General features: G+C 63.7%; 18 protein-coding genes. 3 read left to right on the top strand and 15 right to left on the bottom strand.

What is annotated here, in order from left to right; translation table 11 throughout:
• Window positions 1-24 precede the first annotated feature (24 nt).
• The 10 genes from GGQ66_RS09325 to hutI form a co-directional block, all read right to left on the bottom strand.
• A complete protein-coding gene (locus tag GGQ66_RS09325; RefSeq protein ID WP_183791737.1) occupies window positions 25-813 on the bottom strand; it encodes an ABC transporter ATP-binding protein in 789 nt (262 codons plus the stop codon).
• A complete protein-coding gene (locus GGQ66_RS09320) occupies window positions 810-1583 on the bottom strand; it encodes an ABC transporter permease (protein WP_183791735.1) in 774 nt (257 codons plus the stop codon). Before GGQ66_RS09320 ends, GGQ66_RS09325 begins: the two co-directional genes overlap by 4 nt.
• A 160-nt stretch (window positions 1584-1743) precedes the next feature.
• Window positions 1744-2685 carry an ABC transporter substrate-binding protein gene (locus tag GGQ66_RS09315; RefSeq protein WP_183791733.1) on the bottom strand — a complete coding sequence of 314 codons (942 nt, stop codon included), beginning with the start codon at window positions 2683-2685 and terminating at the stop codon, window positions 1744-1746.
• A gap of 97 nt (window positions 2686-2782) precedes the next feature.
• A complete protein-coding gene (locus GGQ66_RS09310) occupies window positions 2783-3337 on the bottom strand; it encodes a HutD/Ves family protein (protein WP_183791731.1) in 555 nt (184 codons plus the stop codon).
• Between the two features lie 6 nt (window positions 3338-3343).
• Window positions 3344-4468: an acyl-CoA dehydrogenase family protein gene (locus GGQ66_RS09305; RefSeq protein WP_183791729.1), complete on the bottom strand. Its 1125-nt coding sequence runs from the start codon at window positions 4466-4468 to the stop codon at window positions 3344-3346.
• On the bottom strand, window positions 4465-5667 hold the full coding sequence (locus GGQ66_RS09300) for a CaiB/BaiF CoA transferase family protein (RefSeq protein ID WP_183791727.1): 1203 nt from the start codon (window positions 5665-5667) through the stop codon (window positions 4465-4467). Before GGQ66_RS09300 ends, GGQ66_RS09305 begins: the two co-directional genes overlap by 4 nt.
• 3 nt (window positions 5668-5670) lie before the next feature.
• Window positions 5671-7344, bottom strand: coding sequence for a urocanate hydratase (gene hutU / locus GGQ66_RS09295; RefSeq protein WP_183791725.1), 1674 nt, complete (start codon window positions 7342-7344; stop codon window positions 5671-5673).
• A gap of 12 nt (window positions 7345-7356) precedes the next feature.
• Window positions 7357-8157: an N-formylglutamate deformylase gene (gene hutG / locus GGQ66_RS09290; protein ID WP_183791723.1), complete on the bottom strand. Its 801-nt coding sequence runs from the start codon at window positions 8155-8157 to the stop codon at window positions 7357-7359.
• A 1-nt stretch (window position 8158) separates the two neighbouring features.
• Window positions 8159-9694 carry a histidine ammonia-lyase gene (gene hutH, locus GGQ66_RS09285; protein WP_183791720.1) on the bottom strand — a complete coding sequence of 512 codons (1536 nt, stop codon included), beginning with the start codon at window positions 9692-9694 and terminating at the stop codon, window positions 8159-8161.
• Window positions 9691-10935, bottom strand: coding sequence for an imidazolonepropionase (gene hutI, locus GGQ66_RS09280; protein ID WP_183791718.1), 1245 nt, complete (start codon window positions 10933-10935; stop codon window positions 9691-9693). The genes hutH and hutI overlap by 4 nt, the downstream gene beginning before the upstream one ends.
• Before the next feature lie 82 nt (window positions 10936-11017).
• On the opposite strand from hutI, the gene GGQ66_RS09275 reads away from it, so the two are divergent.
• A complete protein-coding gene (locus GGQ66_RS09275) occupies window positions 11018-12361 on the top strand; it encodes a formimidoylglutamate deiminase (RefSeq protein ID WP_183791716.1) in 1344 nt (447 codons plus the stop codon).
• Window positions 12362-12446: 85 nt separating this feature from the next.
• Here GGQ66_RS09275 and GGQ66_RS09270 read toward each other — a convergent pair whose 3' ends face one another.
• Both GGQ66_RS09270 and GGQ66_RS09265 read right to left on the bottom strand, forming a co-directional pair.
• Complete coding sequence (locus tag GGQ66_RS09270) at window positions 12447-13409, bottom strand: class 1 fructose-bisphosphatase (RefSeq protein ID WP_183791714.1); 963 nt, start codon at window positions 13407-13409, stop codon at window positions 12447-12449.
• A 162-nt stretch (window positions 13410-13571) separates the two neighbouring features.
• Complete coding sequence (locus GGQ66_RS09265; protein ID WP_183791712.1) at window positions 13572-14585, bottom strand: zinc-binding alcohol dehydrogenase family protein; 1014 nt, start codon at window positions 14583-14585, stop codon at window positions 13572-13574.
• A gap of 104 nt (window positions 14586-14689) precedes the next feature.
• On the opposite strand from GGQ66_RS09265, the gene GGQ66_RS09260 reads away from it, so the two are divergent.
• Window positions 14690-15103: a winged helix-turn-helix transcriptional regulator gene (locus GGQ66_RS09260; RefSeq protein WP_183791710.1), complete on the top strand. Its 414-nt coding sequence runs from the start codon at window positions 14690-14692 to the stop codon at window positions 15101-15103.
• A gap of 5 nt (window positions 15104-15108) precedes the next feature.
• Here GGQ66_RS09260 and GGQ66_RS09255 read toward each other — a convergent pair whose 3' ends face one another.
• Window positions 15109-15903, bottom strand: a complete 795-nt coding sequence (locus GGQ66_RS09255; RefSeq protein WP_183791708.1) for an SDR family NAD(P)-dependent oxidoreductase — start codon at window positions 15901-15903, stop codon at window positions 15109-15111.
• Between the two features lie 113 nt (window positions 15904-16016).
• Between GGQ66_RS09255 and GGQ66_RS09250 the strand changes: the two genes are divergently transcribed.
• Window positions 16017-16970 (top strand): GlxA family transcriptional regulator, encoded by a 954-nt coding sequence (locus GGQ66_RS09250; RefSeq protein ID WP_183791706.1) that lies wholly within the window; start codon window positions 16017-16019, stop codon window positions 16968-16970.
• 41 nt (window positions 16971-17011) lie between these two features.
• On the opposite strand, the gene GGQ66_RS09245 is transcribed toward GGQ66_RS09250, so the two are convergent.
• Together GGQ66_RS09245 and GGQ66_RS09240 are read right to left on the bottom strand one after the other, a co-directional pair.
• Window positions 17012-20197 (bottom strand): efflux RND transporter permease subunit, encoded by a 3186-nt coding sequence (locus GGQ66_RS09245; protein ID WP_183791704.1) that lies wholly within the window; start codon window positions 20195-20197, stop codon window positions 17012-17014.
• Between the two features lie 120 nt (window positions 20198-20317).
• Window positions 20318-21499, bottom strand: a complete 1182-nt coding sequence (locus GGQ66_RS09240) for an efflux RND transporter periplasmic adaptor subunit (RefSeq protein WP_183791702.1) — start codon at window positions 21497-21499, stop codon at window positions 20318-20320.
• Window positions 21500-21534: the final 35 nt, after the last annotated feature.

Genomic DNA, 21534 nt, shown 5'->3' with positions numbered 1-21534 from the left:
CCCGCCAGCCTGAGCACCATGCTCTCAGTGGTCTGTCGCCGCCGCAATTGCCTCGGACCGGATTTCCTCGGTCAGCTTCAGGCGAAGCGCCGAAAATTCCGGGCTGGATTTTACCGTATAGTGTCGCGGATGCGGCAGGTCTACAGGCGTTATCGATTTGATGCGGCCCGGACGCGCCGTCATCGTCACGACACGGGATGCCATGAACACGGCTTCCTCGATATCGTGGGTCACGAAGATCACCGTCTTCACCTCCCGCTCCCAGATGCCGAGCAGCAATTCCTGCATCAGACCGCGCGTCTGGTTATCGAGTGCGCCGAAGGGTTCATCGAGCAGGAGGATGCGCGGATTGTTGGCGAGCGCGCGGGCAATCGCCGTGCGCTGTTGCATGCCGCCGGAAAGCTGCTTCGGCCAATGGTTCTCGAAACCGCGCAGACCGACCTTGTCGAGATAGCTGTCGACGATCTCGTTCTTTTCCTTTTCCGCCATGCCTTTTTCGCGCAGGCCGAAGGCAACGTTCTCGCGGATCGTCAGCCAGGGAAACAGCGTGTAGGACTGGAAGACCATGCCACGATCGGCGCCCGGCCCCTTTACCGGCTGGCCGGCGAGCGTGACGGAGCCCGTGCTCGGCTTGTCGAGGCCGGCGACAATCCGCAGCAATGTCGATTTTCCGCAGCCGGAAGGCCCGAGGATGGTGACGAAATCGTTGCGGGGAATGTCCAGATTGGTCGGCTGGAGAGCCGTTACGGGTGCGCCGCCATTCACACCGGGAAAGACACGCGAGACATTGGAAATGACGAGTTCGGCGCTCATGCGAGCCTCCAGGCGAAGAGACGGCGATTGACCGCCTTGAAGAAGAAATCCGAGATGAGGCCGATCAGGCCGATGACGATGATGCCGAAGATGATCTGGCCGGTTGCCATCAGCGCCTGCGAATTGATGATCATGTAACCGATGCCCGAGGAAGCGCCGATGAGTTCGGCAACGATGACATAGGTCCAGGCCCAGCCGAGCACCAGCCGCAGCGTTTCGGCGATATCCGGCGCATTAGCCGGAATGAGCACGCGCTTCACCACGCCGGTATCGGTCGCGCCAAGCGTATAGGCGGCCTCGACCAGATCGCGGCGGGTATTCGCCACGCCGACGGCAATCATCAGGATGATCTGGAACACCGAGCCGAGGAAGATGACGAGCAGCTTCTGCAACTCGCCGATGCCCGCCCACAGGATGAGCAGCGGTACGAAGGCCGAGGCCGGAAGATAGCGTGCGAAGGAAACAAAGGGTTCCAGCAGCGCCTCGATCGGCTTGTAGGCCCCCATGGCAACGCCAAGCGGCACGGCCACGATGGTGGCCAGAACGAAACCGCCGACCACACGCCAGACGGTGACGCCGATATCCGTCAGAAAGCCCTGTTCCGTCAGAAGATAGAGCCCGTCCTTCACCATGGTCACGGGGTCGGCCAGAAAGGTCGGTGAAACGAAGCCACCGAGGGTCGCAGCCCCCCAGAAAGCAAAGAAAAGCACGAAAAACAGAATGCCGAGCGCGATCCGCGCGCCACGACCGATGGGCTGCAAGGGTTGCATGGTATTGATCCGGTTCTAGAGCATGTCCAGCAGAAACGTGAAACGGTTTTCATCAGGAAACGCATCCGCAACAACAGGATAGTGCATTTCCGATGCTTGCGTCCCCCGCGGGGGAGAAGGTGGCGACAGCCGGAGGGCCAGCCGCCACTTGCAAGCGTGCTTACTGGATAAACGAGGTATCCGCCAGCTTGTCGAGGTCAGGCTTCGACTTGATCACGCCGATTTCCAGCAGCAGGTCGGCGGCTTCAGCCGTGAACGTCTTGAACTCGCCCTCGAAGAAGGCCTTGTTGGCGGCCTTGTCCTGCCATTCCAGGAACTTGGCGGAACCGCCAAAGGCTTCCGCGGACTGCTTCACATCCGCACCCATGATGCCATAGGACTTTTCCGGTTCGGCCTTGATGAGGTCGAGCGCCTCGAAATAGGAGGTGGCGAGCGCCTTGGCAGCGGCCGGATTGTCCTTGAGGAAGGAAGGCGTGCAGCCAAACGTGTCCATCACCGCCGGGTAGTCCAGCGTGGTGGCAATGATCTTGCCCTTGTCCGGGGCAGCGCGGACCGTCGAGAGATAGGGCTCATAGGTCATGGCCGCATCGTTCTGGCCGGCCAAGAAGGCCTGAGCAGCCGGACCCGGCTCCATGTTCACGACCTTGACGTCCTTCATCGTCAGGCCGTTCTTCTTGAGAATGTAGGACAGGAAGAAGTAAGGCGAGGTGCCCGGAGCCGAAGCGGCGACCGTCTTGCCCTTGAGATCGGCAATCGTCTTGACGTCGGGGCGCACGACCATGCCGTCCGCGCCATGCGACTTGTCCATCTGGAAAATCTGCGTGGAGGCGACGCCGTTGGCGTTCCACACCACCCATGTTTCCACCGTGGTGGCGGCGCACTGGATATCGCCGGAAGCAAGCGCCAGATGGCGGCTGGCCTGCGGGATCTTCTTGATCGTCACGTCAAGGCCGTTCTTCTTGAAGATGCCGGCTTCCTTGGCCAGCGTCAGCGGTGCAAAACCCGTCCAGCCGGACATGCCGATGGTGACGGCGGTTTCGGCCTGCGCCACGCCTGCGGCGAGAATGGAAATAAGTGCACCTGCGATAATGGAAGATTTCATGGTCGTTCCCCTGTTGTGTTGTCTGACCGGATGATGACGATAGTGTAGGCACGCGACTTGGATTTGTCTATACAAAAAACGCCATTAAAAAGGGCACTCACACCTCCTGCAAAAGAACAAGGCAGAAGCGGCCCTGTCCCGAAAGATGAAGCGTGCCGGCCCCGGACACCAGCGTATCGAACCGGCCGAGCGCGGCGCCATTTACCTCGGCGCGACCTTCACGGCAAAATAGCAGGGCCGTCCCGCCTTCGACAGACACGTCCCGGTGACCGTCAAGCGCAATGGCCTCGACCGTATGTACGAAACGTTCGCGCCGGGTCATCACGTTCAGATCGCGAATGGCTCCTTCGACCAGCCGCGCCATCACAGGCACATCGCCGGGAAAGGCGAATGGCGGCGTCTGATCATCGAGCCTCACATCGCCCTGCCCTTCGACGGCAAGGTCCATGCCCTTTCCCTCAAGCAGCGTCAGCGTCCGGTCGATGCCGGGAAAGGTCGAGAACGGTCCATCGCTTGCCACATCCGCCATGGAAAGGCGCCAGTCGAAATCCGCCATCATCGCGTCCGGCGGAAAGACGGCGATTTCAGCCGTCGTCCCGCCGCCATTCTTCCACGGCACCTGCCGGTAGGTCTCAGCCTTGATGATGTGCATGACGCGTCACCCCAGGATCGTGCGCGCAATGATGTTGCGCTGGATTTCCGAGGACCCTTCGTAGATCCGCATGATCCGCACATCGCGTGCAAACCGCTCCAGCGGAAAATCGCGGGTGAAGCCGTAGCCACCATGGATCTGGATGGCCTTGTCGGTCACCCGGTGCGCCATTTCGGAAGCAAACAGCTTGGCCATCGAAGCCTCAAGGCTGTAGCGTTCACCGGCGGCCCGCTTTGTGCTGGCCGCCTGCGCCAGACCGCGCGCGGCCGCGATATCGACCGCCATGTCCGCCAGCATCCACTGCAACCCCTGGAACTGGCCGATCGGCGCGCCACCGACCTGCCGCGTCCGCGCCCATTCGAGGGCAAGGCCCTGCGCCGCTTCGGCAACGCCCACGCAGCAGGCGGCGATATCGAGACGACCGGCATCCAGCACCTTCAGTGCGGTGCGGAAACCGCTTCCTTCCGCGCCGATGCGGTTTTCTTCGGGAACGACGGTATCGATCACAACCTCGAAGACATGACCGCCGCGCAGACCCATGGTGCGCTCCGGTTCGCCGAACTGAAGATTGGCGTGCTCACGCTCCACATAGAAGGCAGAGATGCCGCGCCCGCCAGCGTCGGGGTCGGTCTTGGCGTAGACGATCAGAAAATCCGCGACGGCAGCGTTGGAAATGAAGTGCTTGGTGCCGCGGATGCGATAGCCTCCCTCCTCGCGCCGGGCCACGGTCTTCATGTCGGCGGGGTTCGAACCGGCATCGGGTTCGGTCAACGCAAAGGCGCCCAGCCGCTCTCCGCTGGCCGCAGACGGCAGCCAGCGTGCCTTCTGCTCATCGCTTGCGCCATACTGGATGGAATCGGTGGCGAGATAATGCGCCGTGACCATGGAGGCCGTGGAACCGCAGGCGCCGGCCAGAAGGGCGACGCACTCGAACAGCGTGAAGGGATCGATGCCGACGCCGCCCAGCGCCTCCGGCAGGTTCAGGCCGAAGAAGCCCATTTCCGCCAGTGCGGTGCGGTGCAATCCGGCAAACCGTCCGGTTTCGTCGATTTCGGCGGCTTTCGGTGCAATCACCTCGCGGCAGAAGGTTGCCACTGCATCGACGATGTCGGTTCTGGCATGGGCGTTCATGACATGGATCTCCAGGCGGCGTGCGGGGCGGCGGCGATTTCGGCCGCGTGTTCGCCAAGGGCAGGTGCGGCGGAAAGACCGCCGCGCGATGCACCCGAAAAACGGGCCGGCTGTTCCGGTACGTCCATCGGGCCAAGTTGCGGATGCTCGACGCGCTGCGTCACGGGGCGGCCGTCCGCTGCCGCCGCGGCCAGCGCCTCTGCGGTGTTCTGCACCGCCGCTGCGGGAATGCCGGCGTCCACGAGGGCCGCGACAGCGGCCTCGACCGTCAGCGCTCCCGACCAATCCTCGATCCGCGCGCGGAGCGCCGTCTCGTTGGCAAGCCGCAAGGGATCATCCGCAAAGCGTGGGTCGCTTTTCAGGTCCGGCTGGCCGATGAGGTCGGCCAGGGCATGGAAAAGCTTGTTGTTGAGAACAGCGAGGACATAATCGCCATCACTGGCGCGGAACGCACCGAAGGGAGCGGACAGCGCATGGCGATTGCCGACGCGCATCGGTGCTTCGCCGCTCGCGAGGCACCGCCCGACGATGATCGGCTGAAGCGCAAGCATCGAGTCGAACATCGAGACATCGATCTGCCGGCCCTTGCCGGTGCGCGCCCGCTCGACAAGCGCCGCAAGGATGGCCCAGGAACCGAACAGGCCGGCGGTCACATCACCGATGGATTCACCGATCAGCGTCGCCTGCCCGTCCGGTTCGCCGGTCACCGCCATGATGCCGCTGAGCGCCTGCACCACGATGTCATAGGCGGGGCGGCGGGCGCGGGCGCCCTCCTGCCCGAAGCCGGAAATCGACGCATAGACCAGCGCCGGGTTCAGGGCCTGAAGGGCAGCAGCGCCAATGCCGAGCTTGCCGGCCACGCCGGGCCGGAAGTTCTCGACCACGACATCGGCACCGCGCGCCAGCGACACCGCAAGGTCGCGGTCGCTGGGCTGGGCGAGATCAAGCACGATGCTGCGCTTGCCGCGATTGACGGTCTCGAACAAAACGCTCTGCCCGCCGGCGTGGAACGGTCCGACATGGCGATAGTCATCGCCCTGCGGCGGCTCGACCTTGATGACATCGGCGCCGAGATCGGCCAGCAACGCCGTGCAATAGGGACCGGCCAGCACCCGCGTGAAATCGAGAACACGGATGCCATCGAGTGGTCTGCCGCCCTCCCCGGGCGGCGGGGTGTTGTCGGAGCGGCTCGTATCCATGGCTCAGTTCCCGAGAATGCCGGGCAGGCGCAGGCCCATCTTCTTCGCATGATCCAGCGCGATGTCGTAGCCCGCATCGGCATGGCGCATGACGCCAGTCGCCGGGTCGTTCCACAGCACGCGCTCGATGCGCCGTGCCGCATCATCCGTGCCATCGCAGCAGATGACCATGCCGGAATGCTGCGAGAAGCCCATGCCGACGCCGCCGCCATGGTGCAGCGAAACCCAGGTGGCGCCCGACGCCGTGTTAAGCAGCGCATTGAGCAGCGGCCAGTCGGACACGGCGTCCGATCCGTCCTTCATCGCTTCCGTCTCGCGGTTCGGCGAAGCGACGGAACCCGAGTCGAGATGATCACGGCCAATGACGATCGGTGCCTTCAGCTCGCCGTTCTTCACCATTTCGTTGAAGGCAAGGCCAAGGCGATGGCGATCGCCAAGACCGACCCAGCAGATGCGTGCCGGCAGGCCCTGGAAGGAAATGCGCTCCTTCGCCATGTCCAGCCAGTTGTGCAGGTGGGTGTTGTCGGGCAGCAGTTCCTTGACCTTGGCGTCGGTCTTGTAGATGTCTTCCGGATCGCCGGACAGCGCCGCCCAGCGGAACGGGCCAACGCCACGGCAAAACAGCGGGCGGATATAGGCCGGCACGAAGCCGGGGAAGGCAAAGGCATTTTCCAGCCCCTCTTCCAGCGCCATCTGGCGGATGTTGTTGCCGTAATCCAGTGTCGGAACGCCGGCATTCCAGAAATCGACCATGGCCTGAACATGGACCTTCATGGAGGCGCGGGCGGCCTTTTCAACGGCCTTCGGGTCGCTTTCCTGCTTCTCGCGCCACTCGGCAACGCTCCAGCCCTGCGGCAGATAGCCGTGGACCGGATCATGCGCCGAGGTCTGGTCGGTGACGATATCCGGGCGCACGCCGCGCTTCACCAGTTCCGGGAATATGTCGGCGGCATTGGCAATGAGCGCGATGGACTTCGCTTCGCCTGCCTTCGTCCATTCGGCAATCTTCGCCAGCGCTTCATCGAGGCTGTGGGTCTTTTCATCGACATAGCGGGTGCGGATGCGGAAATCAGCGCGGGTTTCATCGCACTCGACCGCAAGGCAGCAGGCACCGGCCATGACAGCGGCGAGCGGCTGGGCGCCACCCATGCCGCCGAGGCCACCGGTCAGGATCCACTTGCCCTTGAGGTTGCCGTTGTAATGCTGGCGGCCGGCTTCCACGAAGGTTTCGTAGGTGCCCTGCACGATGCCCTGCGCGCCGATATAGATCCACGAACCCGCGGTCATCTGGCCGTACATCGCCAGACCCTTCTTGTCGAGTTCGTTGAAATGGTCCCACGTCGCCCAGTGCGGCACGAGGTTGGAATTGGCGATCAGCACGCGCGGCGCATCCTTGTGGGTGCGGAATACGCCGACCGGCTTGCCGGACTGCACCAGCAGCGTCTCGTCCTCGTTCAGATCCTTCAGCGTCGCGACGATGCGGTCAAAATCCGCCCAGGTGCGGGCGGCGCGGCCAATGCCGCCATAGACCACGAGTTCGTGCGGACGCTCGGCCACATCCGGGTCGAGGTTGTTCATCAGCATCCGAAGCGGCGCTTCGGTCAGCCAGCTCTTGGCGTTGAGTTCGGTGCCCGTCGGGGCGTGGATTTCGCGTTCATTGTGGCGCGGATCGGACATGGTCATTTCCCCTTACGTGTTCTTGGAAAGCGCGAAGGCTTCGATTTGCGTGAGAATGGCTTTGAGCGGCACGCGAAGCTGTTCGGCCTTTGCCGCGTCATAGGCAAAGGGCAGGTCTTCGCTCTGCAAATGGGTGGATTGCGCCAGTTCCATCTGGATGGCGTGAACGCGGGTTTCCGGCTTGCCGTAATGGCGCGTCGTCCAGCCGCCCTTGAAGCGGCCGTTGAGAATGGACGTGTAGCCCTCGGCCTTCGTCGTTACATCGACGGCGATGCGTTCGATCTCCGCCGCGCAGGTCTTGCCCATGTCTGTGCCGATGTTGAAATCCGGCAGCTTGCCTTCGAACAGGAAGGGAATGTGCGAGCGGATCGAGTGGCAATCATAAAGCACCGCGAAGCCGTGGATTGCCTTTACCCGCGCGATCTCGGCGGCAAGTGCGGCGTGATAGGGCGCGTGGAAGGCGGCAAGCCGTGCGGCAATATCGGCCTCGCCCGGCTCCTCGCCCGCGTTCCAGATCGCCACGCCGTCAAAATCCGTTTCGGGCACCAGGCCGGTGGTGTTCTGGCCGGGATAGAGGCTTGCCCCCGCCGGGTCACGGTTGGCATCGATGACATAACGGTGAAAGGTTGCGCGCACCGTCGTCGCATCGTCCAAGAGCCCGTCATAGAGCGTGTGGATGTGCCAGTCGGTATCGGCCAGCTTGCGGCCATTGTCGTTCAGCCGCGCCCAGATGTCGGCGGGCACATCGGTTCCCGTATGCGGAAAACCGAGAATGACGGGCGATGTGCCCTGCTTGACTTCGAAAACGGTCATCTTACCCCTCCAGTGCCGGCAGCACGCCGGTCGAAACGGAACCCGTCAGCACGCCGGACGCCACCAGTGCGGCAGCGGCCTTGAGATCACCGGCCATGTAACGGTCTTCCTCCAGCGCCGGCACAGCGGCGCGGATGGCGGCGAGCGCCTTCAGAAGCTCTGAACCCGTCTTCAGCGGCCCGCGCAGTTCCACCCCTTGCGCCCCGGCCAGCGCCTCGATGCCGAGAATGGCGAAGAGGTTCTCCGTCATCGGCAGCAGGCGGCGCGCGCCGTGGCAGGCCATGGAAACGTGATCCTCCTGATTGGCAGAGGTCGGCGTCGAATCCACCGAGGCCGGATGCGCCATCTGCTTGTTCTCGCTCATCAGCGCGGCGGAGGTGACTTCGGCAATCATCAGGCCGGAATTGAGCCCGGGCTTTTTCGACAGGAAGGCCGGCAGGCCATAGGACAGCGCCGGATCAACCAGAAGCGCCACGCGCCGCTGGGCAATCGCGCCGATTTCGCAGATGGCGAGCGCCGTCTGGTCGGCGGCAAAGGCCACGGGTTCCGCATGGAAATTGCCGCCGGAGACGACGGAATTGTCGGAAAGCACCAGCGGATTGTCCGTCACCGCATTGGCTTCGATTTCGAGCGTGCGGGCAACCGAGCGCAGGAGGTCGAGGCACGCGCCATCGACCTGCGGCTGGCAGCGGATGCAATAGGGGTCCTGCACGCGCTCATCGCCCTCGATATGGCTGACGCGGATTTCCGAACCTTCGAGCAAGGTGCGCAGGGCCATCGCCGTATCGATCTGGCCCTGATGACCGCGCAGCGTGTGAATATCCGGATGGAACGGGGCGGACGAACCCATGGCGGCATCCGTGGACAATGCGCCCGTAATCAGCGCCGCCTGCAGCGCGCGGTGGGCGCGGAAGAGACCGGCGAGCGCCAGCGCGGTGGATGTCTGCGTGCCGTTGATGAGCGCGAGCCCTTCCTTGGCGGCGAGAACCACCGGGGCAAGGCCGGCCCTCTCAAGCGCCGCGCGACCCGAAAGCCGCTCGCCGGCATAGAAGGCCTCGCCTTCGCCCATCATCACCGCCGCCATGTGGGCCAGCGGCGCGAGATCGCCGGAAGCGCCGACCGAGCCCTTTTCGGGAATGACGGGAATGACGCCCTTTTCCAGCATTGCCTCGATGAGCCGCACCAGTTCCACCCGAACGCCGGACGCGCCGCGCCCGAGCGAAATCAGCTTCAACGCCAGAATGAGCCGAACGACATTTTCCGGCAGCGGTTCACCCATGCCGCAGCAATGGGAGAGGATGAGGTTGCGCTGAAGTGTGGCCACATCCGCCGCGTCGATCTTGATCGAGGCAAGCTTTCCAAAACCGGTATTGATGCCATAGACCGGGGCATTGCCGGCGGCGATTTCAGCGATGCGCCGGGCAGCCTTCTCGATCACCGCATCGAAGGCGGGATCGAGCCGGGCGGTGCCGTTGTTCCAGTAGATGGCGGCGAGCGTTGCCAGCGGCACCTGGCCGGGGGTGAGAAGCACGGTCATTGCGAAACCTTCCTGCCCTTGAAGACGCGGGCATGCAGTGGGTTGAAACCGATGCGGTAGACGAGTTCGGCAGGGCGTGTGGCGTTCCAGAGGGTGAAATCGGCGGATTTTCCGGCTTCGAGCGTGCCGGTTTCCTCAAGAAGACCGAGCGCGCGCGCTGCCTCACGGGTTGCACCGGCGAGGCATTCCTCGACGGTGAGGCCGAACAGCGTCGCGCCCATGTTCAGCGTCAGAAGCAGCGAGGTCAACGGCGACGTGCCGGGGTTGCAGTCCGTCGAAAGCGCCATGCGCGCACCGGCAGCCCTCAGAAGCGCCACGGGCGGCGCCTGCTTTTCCCTCAGCGTATAGAAAGCGCCGGGCAGCAGAACGGCCACCGTTCCGGCCTTCGCCAGGGCATCCGCCCCCTCGGCGTCGAGATATTCCAGATGCTCGCAGGACAGCGCGCCGTAGGAGGCCGCCATTTTCGCGCCGCCCAGATTGGAAAGCTGCTCGGCGTGAAGCTTCACCGGCAGGCCGAGTTCCTTCGCCCTGTCGAAGACGATCCGCATCTCTTCCACCGAAAAGGCAATGCCTTCGCAAAAGCCGTCCACGGCATCCACCAAACGCTCCGCATGGGCCAGTTCCAGCCCCGGAAGCACGACATCGCGGATGTAATCGCGATTGCGGCCCTTGTATTCGGCGGGCGCGGCATGGGCCGCCAGCCAGCTTGTGACGACACGCACCGGGCGGATTTCGCCAAGGCGGCGCGCGGCGCGCAGCATGTTCAGTTCCGCCTCGACGGTCAGTCCGTAGCCGGACTTGATCTCTACGGTCGAAACGCCTTCGGCAAGCAGCGTATCGAGACGCGGCAGGCTCACGGCCACCAGTTCATCGACGGATAGCGCCCGCGTGGCCGAAACAGTGGAAACGATACCACCGCCGGCGCGTGCGATCTCCTCATAGCTTGCGCCGTTCAACCGCATTTCGAATTCCATGGCGCGGTCGCCGCCGAAAACGAGGTGGGTGTGGCAATCGACAAGCGAGGGCGTGAGAAGGCGCCCGCCGCAATCGATGGCTGGCAGCGCTGTCAGGCTTTCCGGAACCGCGCTTTCAGGCCCCGCATAGGCAATGCGGCCATCCACGACGGCCACTGCGCCATGTTCGGTGACACCGGCATTTTCAGCCATATCCGCAAGGCGCGCATTGCGCCACAAACCATCAGCTTTATCCTCGAAGGTGGCCAAGGAATTGTTCCCGCTCATTGTCTTTTGCCTTTCCTTTGGTCTTAATATGTATATACATAATGAAAAGGCTGACAAGATGAAAAAATCGGGGAATGAAGGGATGAAAACGCTTCACGCCAGAACGGCACTGACCTCAACGGGCTGGAAGGCCGATGTTAGACTGACATTGGAAGGCGGACGCATCGCGCGCGTGGAAGCCGGCGTTTCCCCCGCCCCCGGCGACGAGCGCCACGATGCGTTTCTGCCCGCCATGCCCAACCTCCACAGCCACGCCTTTCAGCGCGCCATGGCCGGCCTGACCGAGCAGCGCGGCGCGGGCGATGACAGTTTCTGGAGCTGGCGCACGCTGATGTACCGCTTCGCGCTGTCGATGACGCCGGATCAGATCGAGGCGGTGGCCGCCCAGCTTTACGTGGAAATGCTGGAGGCCGGTTTCGGCCGCGTCGGTGAGTTCCACTACCTGCACCACGACAAGAACGGCGACCCCTATGCCGACATCGCGGAAACGGCCGGGCGCATTGCCGCCGCCGCATCCGAAACCGGCATTGCGCTGACGCTGCTGCCGGTATTCTACGCCCATTCCGGGTTCGGCGGCCAGGCGCCGGGCGAAGGCCAGCGACGCTTCATCAACTCCACCGGGCGTTTCGCGCGGCTGATGGAGAGCGCGGCAAAGGCGATCGGCCCCTTGCCGGAAAGCCGCATCGGCATTGCGCCCCATTCGCTGCGCGCGGCAACGCTTGAGGAAATCGCGGAAATCCTGCCGCTTGCGAAGGGCGGGCCGGTGCATATCCATATCGCCGAGCAGATGAAGGAAGTGGAGGATTGCATCGCCTTTGCCGGTCTGCGACCGGTGGATTACCTTCTGGCGAATGCTCCGGTGGATGCGCGCTGGTGCTTCATCCACGCCACCCACATGACCGACAGCGAGACCATCGCCATGGCGAAAAGCGGCGCAGTGGCCGGCCTTTGCCCTGTCACGGAAGCCAATCTCGGCGACGGCATCTTTCCCGGCACCGATTTCCTCGCCGCCGGCGGCGCCTTCGGCGTCGGTTCGGATTCCAATGTGCAGATCGGCCTTGGCGACGAATTGCGCCAGCTTGAATATTCGCAGCGTCTGGCGCGGCGCGCCCGCAATGTCATCGCGCCGGTCAACGGCTCCACGGGCCGGGCGCTTTTCGACGGCGCGCTTGCCGGCGGCAACCGGGCGCTTCAGGGCGATGCGGGGCTTGCCGCAGGAGCGCCCGCCGATCTCGTGTCCCTTGATCTTTCCGCCCATGATTGGCTGGCGGAAGATACCCTTCTCGATCACCTGATTTTTGCCGGCCACCCAAAGCCCGATTGCGTTTGGGTCAACGGCGTCAAGCAGGTGGAAGGCGGCCGCCACCGGGACCGCACGCGCATCGAGACCCGCTTCCGCCAGACCATGCGGGCGCTGCTCGCCTGACATCCTGCCAGACACAATTCAGCCGCCGCCCCGGTTCAGGGAACGGCGGCTGAATGAACATTCGAGCCGGAGAATAGCTGAAAGATCAGGCCTTGGCTTCGGCGTAGCGACGTTCGACGGCCTCGACTTCATCGAGCGCACCGAGGATGACCGGCACGCGCTGGTGCAGTTCCTTCGGCTGGATGTCGAGAATGCGCACCAGACCCGTGGAGGCGCCGCCGCCGGCGGCTTCCACGAGGAACCCCATCGGGTTGGCTTCGTAAAGCAGGCGCAGGCGACCGCCCTTCTTGGCGATTTCGGCATCGTTCGGATAAAGGAAAATGCCGCCGCGATGCATGATGCGGTGAATATCCGCCACCATCGAACCGACCCAGCGCATGTTGTAACGCTTGGCATAGACCCCTTCGCCGGCAAGGCTTGCGGCGATGTAATCCTGCACCGGCTTGTCCCAGAGGTTCTGGCGCGAGGTGTTGATCGAGAACTCGGCATTGCCGCTCGGGATCTTCACGTCGGCATCGGCCAGTTCGTATTCCTCATCGGCGTTCAGCGAGAAGAAATCGACATCGTCACCAAAGGTCAGCACGAGGCTGGTGGACGGGCCATAGGCGGCATAGGCCGCGAAGACCTGATTGCGGCCCGGTTGCAGCAGCTCGCTGGCAGCCTTGGCCGGAATGACCGAAACGATTGAACCCACGGTGACGTTCACGTCGAGGTTCGAGGAGCCGTCGAGCGGGTCGAAGATGACCGCATATTTACCGGTGGCGGAAACCGGGATCTCGTTATCCTGCTCTTCCGACACCGCGAACGACACGGCGGCGGAGGTCTGACAGGCTGCCACGAAAACGTTGTCGGCGATCACGTCCAGCGGCTTCTGCACTTCGCCCTGAACGTTGGTCTCCTCGGTGGCGCCGACGTGCCCGTGCAGAACGGCAACGCGAAGCTGCCTGGAAATCTTGATCGTCGCATCGGCGATCGTCTGGACGAGTTCAAGCAGATCGGGATCAAAACCCCGTTCGCGCTTGGCATTCAGGAATTGCTTCAAAATCATAGGGACCCTCAACCGCGCCGCCCGTTCCGGCCATTTTGCCGCAACGCAAAAAACACACGCAAATGCTCTAGTCCGAGCATGGCGGCGCGGTCAATCCATCCGCGAAAAAAGCCTTGTTTTCTGCCTGTCTTCGCCAGCACTCAACCGGCTTGGACCCATGGGTCAGAAGCCGGTCAGCACCACCTTGCCGCGCGCCTTGCCGCTTTCGAGAATGGCGTGGGCGGCCTTCAGGTTGGCGGCGTTGATCGGTGAAAGCGTCTCGGTCATCGTGCTGCGGAGCCTGCCCGCGTCGATCATGTCGGCAACCTGGTTGAGCAGCTTGCCCTGTTCGCCCATGTCAGCGGTCTGGAACAGCGAACGGGTGAACATGAACTCCCAGTGGAGCGACACCGACTTGCGCTTGAAGCCCATCGCATCGAGACTTTCCGGATCATCGATCAGACCGAAGCGACCCTGCGGCGCAATCAGGTCGATAATCTCCTGGAAGTGGCGATGCGTCTCTGTCGTGGAAAACACGAAGGCGGGCGCCCCGATCCCGAGGGCGGCCACCTGCGCGGCAATCGGCCGGGTGTGATCGATCACGTGATGCGCGCCGAGGCTCCGCACCCAGTCCTGCGTCTGCGGTCGCGAGGCCGTGGCGATTACCGTCAGATCTGTCAGGGCGCGTAAAAGCTGTATGGCGATGGAGCCGACACCGCCCGCCCCGCCGATGATGACAATGGCCCGCGCCGCACCCGGCACCGGCTTCAGCACATCGAGCCGGTGGAACAGCATTTCATAGGCGGTAATCGCTGTCAGCGGCAGTGCGGCGGCTTCCGCATCGCTCAGCGACGCGGGCTTCCTGCCGACGATCCGCTCATCGACCAGATGAAATTCACTGTTGGCGCCGGGGCGAATGAGCGAGCCGGCATAAAACACCTCATCCCCCACCTTGAAATCCGCAACATCGGGGCCTGTCTCGACCACTCTGCCGACCGCGTCCCAGCCCAGAACCTTCCACTGGCCGGTTTCAGGCGAAACGTTACGGCGGATCTTGGTATCGACGGGATTGACGGAAATCGCCGATACCGCGACCAGAAGATCGCGCCCTTCCGGTGTGGGGCGGTCAAGCTTGATATCGACGAGCGAATCCGCGGCTTCGAGCGGACCCGCTTCCCTGTATGCAATGGCTTTCATGGCTTTGCTCCTTGCAACTGATTGCCTGTCACCAAAGTTGGGCCTATATTCGTTTTACTGCAATATGCACAAATTCTACACATAGTACCAAAATGGATACTGTCATGGCCAAGGCCCGCCATTCTCGTTTCGATTGCTCACCCGGCTGTGCGGTGGAGGCTGCCATCGGCCTTATCGATGGCAAGTGGAAGTCGGTCATCCTGTTTCACCTGCTGTCGGGCACCCTGCGGTTCAACGCCATTCGCCGGCATTTAGTGAACGTGACGCCGCGGATGCTGACCAACCAGTTGCGCGAACTGGAAGAGGATGGGCTTATCGAGCGCAAGGTCTATGCGCAGGTGCCGCCGAAGGTGGAATACCGCCTCTCGCCGCTGGGGCGCAGCATGGAGCCCATTCTTCTCGCCCTGAAAGATTGGGGTGATGCCAATATTGGCCTTTACGGCAAGCCGCGCGACATCGATCCGCGCGACAAGCTCCCCGACGACAGTGCGCCGGGGATAGTAGCGGAAGAAGCCTGAACGGATCAGGCTGGGCGGTAGCGTTCGGCGGGAACCGCGCTCGACAGGTGCGGCAGCATCGCCGCGCGGGCCGCTTCCCAGGCCTCCCATTCGGATGCGTCCAGCAGCGAGGGAACGGTGGCGAACTCCCCCCGGTCGAGACCGACGAGGGCGGCATCGACCAGATCCTCCGCCGACATGACCCATTCGCTCGGCAGGTTGCTGGCCGGCAGGCCGGCAATATCCCAGAACTCGGTGCCCGTGGCGCCCGGCAGCACGACCTGCACGGAAACACCGGTATCGGCCAGTTCCTTGCGCAGCGACTGGCTGAAGGCCAGCACGAAGGATTTGGTGCCACCATAAACGCCGTTCAGCAGTTCCGGCCCGATCGCGACGATGGAAGAAATATTGATGATCACGCCGCGCGCCCGCGCCTTGAACTTCGGCACCGCCGCGTAGGCCAGACGCATCGGCGCGATCACGTTGATCGCCACCATGGCCTGCATGTCCTCGATTTTGGCCTCCTCAAGCAGTGCCGCACTGCCAAAGCCGGCATTGTTGACGAGATGCGTGATCGTCTCGTCCGTCGCCAGCAGGGTCTCGACCACCTCCAGACCGGCCCGGTCGGCAAGATCGGCAGCGACCGTACGCACCTTGACCCCTTGGCGCTTCGTCAATGCCGCCGCCACATCGGCCAGACGGCCGGCATTGCGAGCTACCAGAATGAGATCGTGCCCCCGTGCCGCGAAGCGATCCGCGTAGATCGCGCCGATGCCGGAAGATGCGCCGGTGATGAGTACGGTTCCCTTGTGAACGGTCATTGCCCTGTCCTTTTCTGATGCCCGGTGGCGTTTCGATGGGGACAAGGTAGCGCTGGACAGTTTTGTCTTAAATGACATATAAACGTCAAATAAGGACACGACGGAGCAAGACCATGCATTCGGTCGGTTTCATTCTCGAAGACGGGTTCCAGGTCATGGGCATGGCCGCTCTTTCGGCCTTCGAACTGGCGAACGAGACGCTTGGCCGGGTGGCCTACCGTCTCACCGTCATGTCGGAAGCGGGCGGCACGGTCCGCACCTCGCTTGGCATGCGTGTCGAAACCGAACCGCTCGGCGATTTCCCCGATACGCTGATGGTGGTGGGCGAATTGGTGCCGCGCGCCATTGCACCGGGCTTGCGCGCCTATATCGCCGAAGCGGGGCGGCAATCGCGCCGGGTGGCGGGTGTCTGCACCGGCGCTTTCCTGCTGGCCGAGGCCGGCCTGCTCGATGGTCGGACCGCCACCACCCACTGGGCGCATGCGCACGCGCTTCAGCAGCGCTTTCCGCTGGTCAAGATGGATGAGGATCGCATCTTCGTGCAGGACGGGTCCATCTGGACCTCTGCCGGCATGAGTGCGGCCATTGATCTGACGCTGGCCCTGATCGAGGATGATCACGGCGCGGAACTGGCGCGATCCGTGGCCCGCAAGCTGGTGGTCTATCACCGCCGTCCGGGCGGGCAATCGCAGTTTTCGGCCCTCCTTGAACTCGAACCGCGCTCCGACCGCGTGCGCCGCGCCCTCGTTCACGCGCGGGAGAACCTGCGCAACCCCTTGAGCGTCGAGGAACTGGCGAATGCGGCAAGCCTCAGCCCGCGCCAGTTCAGCCGCATCTTTCGCGAGGAAACCGGTCAGTCCCCCGCCAAGGCGGTGGAGCGGCTGCGGCTGGAGGCCGCCAAGGCGATGATGGAGGAAGGGCGACATTCCCTCGATATCGTTGCCCGCGACACCGGCTTTACCGATCGCGACCGCATGCGCCGGGCCTTCCTGCGCTTTTTCGGGCAGCCACCGCAAAGCCTGCGCCGCAGCCTGCGGCTGATGGAAGGCGAAGACACCGCCGCCTGAACGAAAATCCCCGCCGGGGCATGCCCGGCGGGGATCGCTGTTTATTCCGCCGCCACCGGCGTCGCAGCCGGTTGCGGATGGTCGTGGTGTACCAGCGGCCGGTTGCCCGCAATGCGCCTGACCAGCACATAGAAGACCGGCGTCATGAAGATGCCGAAGAAGGTAACGCCGATCATGCCGGAGAACACCGCGACGCCCATGGCCGCACGCATTTCCGCGCCTGCCCCGGTCGAGACGATGAGCGGCACGACGCCCATGATGAAGGCCATGGAGGTCATGAGGATGGGCCGCAGGCGAAGGCGGCTTGCCTCGATGGCCGCCTGAACCGGCGTGCGCCCCGCAAATTCCAGTTCGCGGGCAAATTCCACGATCAGGATGGCATTCTTCGCCGAGAGCCCCACGAGAACGACAAGGCCGATCTGCGTGAAGATGTTGTTGTCACCGCCCGTCAGCCACACGCCCGTCAGCGCCGCCAGCACGCCCATGGGCACGATCAGGATGATCGCCACCGGCAAGGCCAGGCTTTCATATTGCGCGGCAAGCACGAGGAAGACGAGAAGCAGCGCCAGCGGGAAGACGACGAGGCTGGAATCCCCGGCGATGATCTGCTGATAGGTCAGGTCCGTCCATTCGAAGTCGATGCCGGCGGGCAGCGTGTCCGCCGCGATGCGTTCGATGGCGGCCTGCGCCTGCCCGGAAGAAAAGCCCGGTGCCGGTGCGCCGTTGATATCGGCGGCAAGGAAGCCGTTATAGCGCGTCGTCCGCTCCGGCCCGGTCGTCGCATCCACCTTGATGAGCGCCGAAAGCGGGATCATCTCGCCGCTTTGCGAGCGCACCTTGAGTTCGCCGATATCCTCCGGCTTGCCGCGGAAGGCCGCATCGGCCTGCGCGCGCACGCTGTAGGTTCGCCCGAAGGCGTTGAAGTCGTTCACATAGAGCGAGCCGAGATAGATCTGCAGCGTTTCGAACACATCCGTCACCGCCACGCCAAGCTGCTGGGCGCGGGCGCGGTCGAGATCGGCGTAAAGTTGCGGCACGTTGATCTGGTAGGAGGAGAAGATGCCGGCGAGTTCCGGCGTCTGGTAAGCCTTGGCGATGAACGCCTTGGTGGTTTCGTCCAGCACCGCACCGCCCAGACCGGCGCGATCCTCGATCTGCAGCTTGAAACCGCCCGTGGAGCCCAGACCGTTGACCGGCGGCGGCGGGAACATGGCGATGAACGCATCCTGGATCACCGCATATTTCTGGTTCAACTGCATGGCAATCGCCCCGCCGGAAAGCTCCGGCGTCTTGCGATCTTCAAAGTCATCGAGAACCGCAAAGACGATGCCGGCATTGGAACCGATGGTGAAGCCGTTGATGGAAAGCCCCGGAAAGGCCAGCGCGTGCTTGACGCCCGGCTGTTGCAGGGTGATCTCGCTCATGCGCTTGATCACCTCTTCCGTGCGGTCCAGCGTGGCGCCATCCGGCAATTGCGCGAAGCCGATCAGATACTGCTTGTCCTGCGCCGGCACGAAGCCGCCCGGCACGACGGTGAACGCCGCATAGGTGGCGCCGACCAGCGCAAGATAGACCACCATGACGATGCTCTTGCGCGAAACGAGGCCGCCCACGCCCTTGCCATAACCGTTCGAGGCCGCGCCGAAACCACGGTTGAACAGCCGGAAGAAGCCGCCCAGCACCTTGTCCATGCCCCGCGTCAGCCAATCCTTCGGCGCGTGGTGGTCCTTCAGCAGAAGGGCCGCCAGCGCCGGCGAAAGCGTCAGCGAATTCAGTGCGGAAATCACCGTCGAAATGGCGATGGTCAGGGCGAACTGCCGGTAGAACTGACCCGAAAGGCCGGTGATGAAGGCCAGCGGCACGAAAACCGCGACGAGCACAAGGGCAATCGCCACGATGGGGCCGGACACTTCCCGCATGGCGCGGTAGGTCGCCTCGCGCGGCGAAAGCCCGTTCTCGATGTTGCGCTCCACATTCTCGACCACCACGATGGCGTCATCCACCACGATACCGATGGCCAGCACGAGGCCGAACAGCGTCAGCGCGTTGATGGAAAAGCCGAAGGCATACATGACGGCAAAAGTGCCGATGACAGAGACCGGAACGGCGATCAGCGGAATGATCGAGGCTCGCCACGTCTGCAGGAAGAGAATGACCACCAGCACCACCAGCGCGATGGCTTCAAGCAGCGTGTCGACCACCTTGTCGATGGAGGCACGCACGAAATTGGTGGTGTCGTAGACGATGTCGAAGCGTACGCCTTCCGGCATCGCCAGTTGCAGATCGGCCATGGTGGCCTGCACCGCATCCGAAATGGCGATGGCGTTGGAGCCCGGTGCCTGGAACACGGGGATGGCAACCGCCGGATCGCCGTCGAGCAGCGAACGCAGCGTATAATCGGCGGCCCCCAGTTCGATGCGGGCGACATCCTTCAGCCGCGTGATCGCACCATCGGCGCCGGTCTTGACGATGATCTCGCCGAACTCTTCCGGCGTTTCCAGACGGCCCTGCGCATTGACGTTGAGCTGGAGATCGACGCCCGGCAGCGACGGCGAAGCGCCGATGATGCCGGCGGCGGCCTGAACGTTCTGCTGGCGGATGGCGTTGGTAATGTCACTGGCGGCCAGCCCGTGGCCTGCCGCCTTCTGCGGATCGATCCACACGCGCATGGAATAGTCGCCCGCGCCGAACACCTGCACCTGACCGACGCCCTCGATGCGGGCCAGGCGATCCTTGATGTTCAGCGTCGCATAGTTGCGCAGATAGGTCAGGTCGTAGCGCCCGCCCTCGGACACCAGATGCACGACCATCATCAGGTCGGGAGAACTCTTGATGGTGGTCAGCCCGAGCGCCCGGACTTCCGCCGGCAGGCGCGGCTCGGCCTGCGAAACGCGGTTCTGCACGAGCTGCTGCGCCTTGTCGGGATCGGTGCCGAGCTTGAACGTCACTGTCAGTGTCAGCACTCCGTCGGAGGTCGCCTGGCTGGACATGTAGAGCATGCCTTCGACGCCGTTGATCTGTTCCTCGAGCGGCGTCGCCACCGTCTGCGCGATCACCGAGGGGTTGGCGCCGGGATAGGAGGCACGCACGACGATGGAGGGCGGCACCACATCCGGATATTCCGAGATCGGCAGGGCGCGCAGGCCAACAAGGCCAGCCACCACGATGAGGATGGAAAGAACCGCCGCAAAGACGGGCCTGTCGATGAAGAAGCGGGAGATATTCATGGGTGGCCCTCCGGGCACGACGGACAAATCGGGTCTTCGCCGCCCGCGCCCGGCGCGAAACGACGTGATGACCGGCAGTGATGAAAAGGGGCCGGCGAGGTTTCCCCCGCCGGCAGGCCGTTACTGGCTGGCGACTTCGCCGTCATCGGTGGGCGCGACCTGCGCGCCGGGGCGGATGCGTTGCAAGCCGCTGACGACGATGCGCTCGCCGGGGTTCAGGCCTTTTTCGACGATGCGCTTGCCATCGACCTTCGGTCCGAGTTCGATCTGGCGATAGGCGGCAACGTTATCGGCACCGACGACCATGACGAATTTCTTGTCCTGATCGGTTCCGATGGCGCGTTCGCTGATCGTCAGGCGGTCCTCGGCCTGCGGTTGGCCCAGACGAATGCGCACGAACTGGCCGGGAATGAGCCGCCCGTCGGCGTTGCTGAATTCTGCGCGCAGGCGGATCGTGCCGCTTGAGGCATCCACCTCGTTGTCCACCAGTTGCAGGTGGCCACGCACCGGGGCTTGCCCATCGCCAAGCGCGGTGATTTCCACCGGCACCCGGTCGATCACCGCCGTACCGTCAACCATCGGAAGATTGGCAAGCAGACGTCCGACGAGCTCCTCTGAAACATTGAAGCTTGCATAGACCCGGTCGACGGAAACGAGCGTCGTCAGCACCGGCGAGGCAGCACCAGCGGAGACGAGATTGCCGGGGGTGATTTCGAACTTGCCAACCCGGCCTGCAATCGGCGCGCGGATTTCGCTGTAACCAAGATCGAGCTTCGCAAGCCGCAACGCCGCTTCCGCCGAGCCGAGAGAGGCGAGCGCCTGCGCCTTTGCGCTTTCACGCTGCGCGAACTCGCTCTGCGAAATGGTGCGGCTTGCCGAAAGCGCCTTGCCGCGCTCAAGTTCCAGTTCGGTCAGATCAAGCCGCGCACGCGCCGCCGTCACCTGTGCTTCGGCTTGCGCCACCGCCGCCTCGAAGGGGGCGGGATCGATGGAGACGAGCAGATCGCCCGCCTTCACCAGACCGCCCTCGCGGAAATGAACGGCGCGGATTTCACCGGCCACCCGCGAACGGATGGTTACGCGGTCAACGGCTTCCAGCCGGCCGGAAAACTCCTGCCAGGTGGTGATGTTCTGTGCCCGCAGCGTCGAAACGGTGACGGGCATGGCGGGCGGAACGGCGGCCTGCGCCGTTTCGGCATGGGCGGAAGACGGCAGGTCGAAATGGGCGATCGCGGCGATTGCGGACAAAGCAAGGCCCGTACCGGCACCCCACAGGGCCCAGCGATTATGTCTGGCGGTCATGGTTTTCTCCTTGGGCGCCGGCGGGAAACGGAGCC

Source organism: Allorhizobium borbori, assembly GCF_014196535.1.
GTDB classification, from domain to species: Bacteria; Pseudomonadota; Alphaproteobacteria; order Rhizobiales; family Rhizobiaceae; genus Ectorhizobium; species Ectorhizobium borbori.
This window is presented reverse-complemented; position numbering and strand designations above follow the sequence as displayed.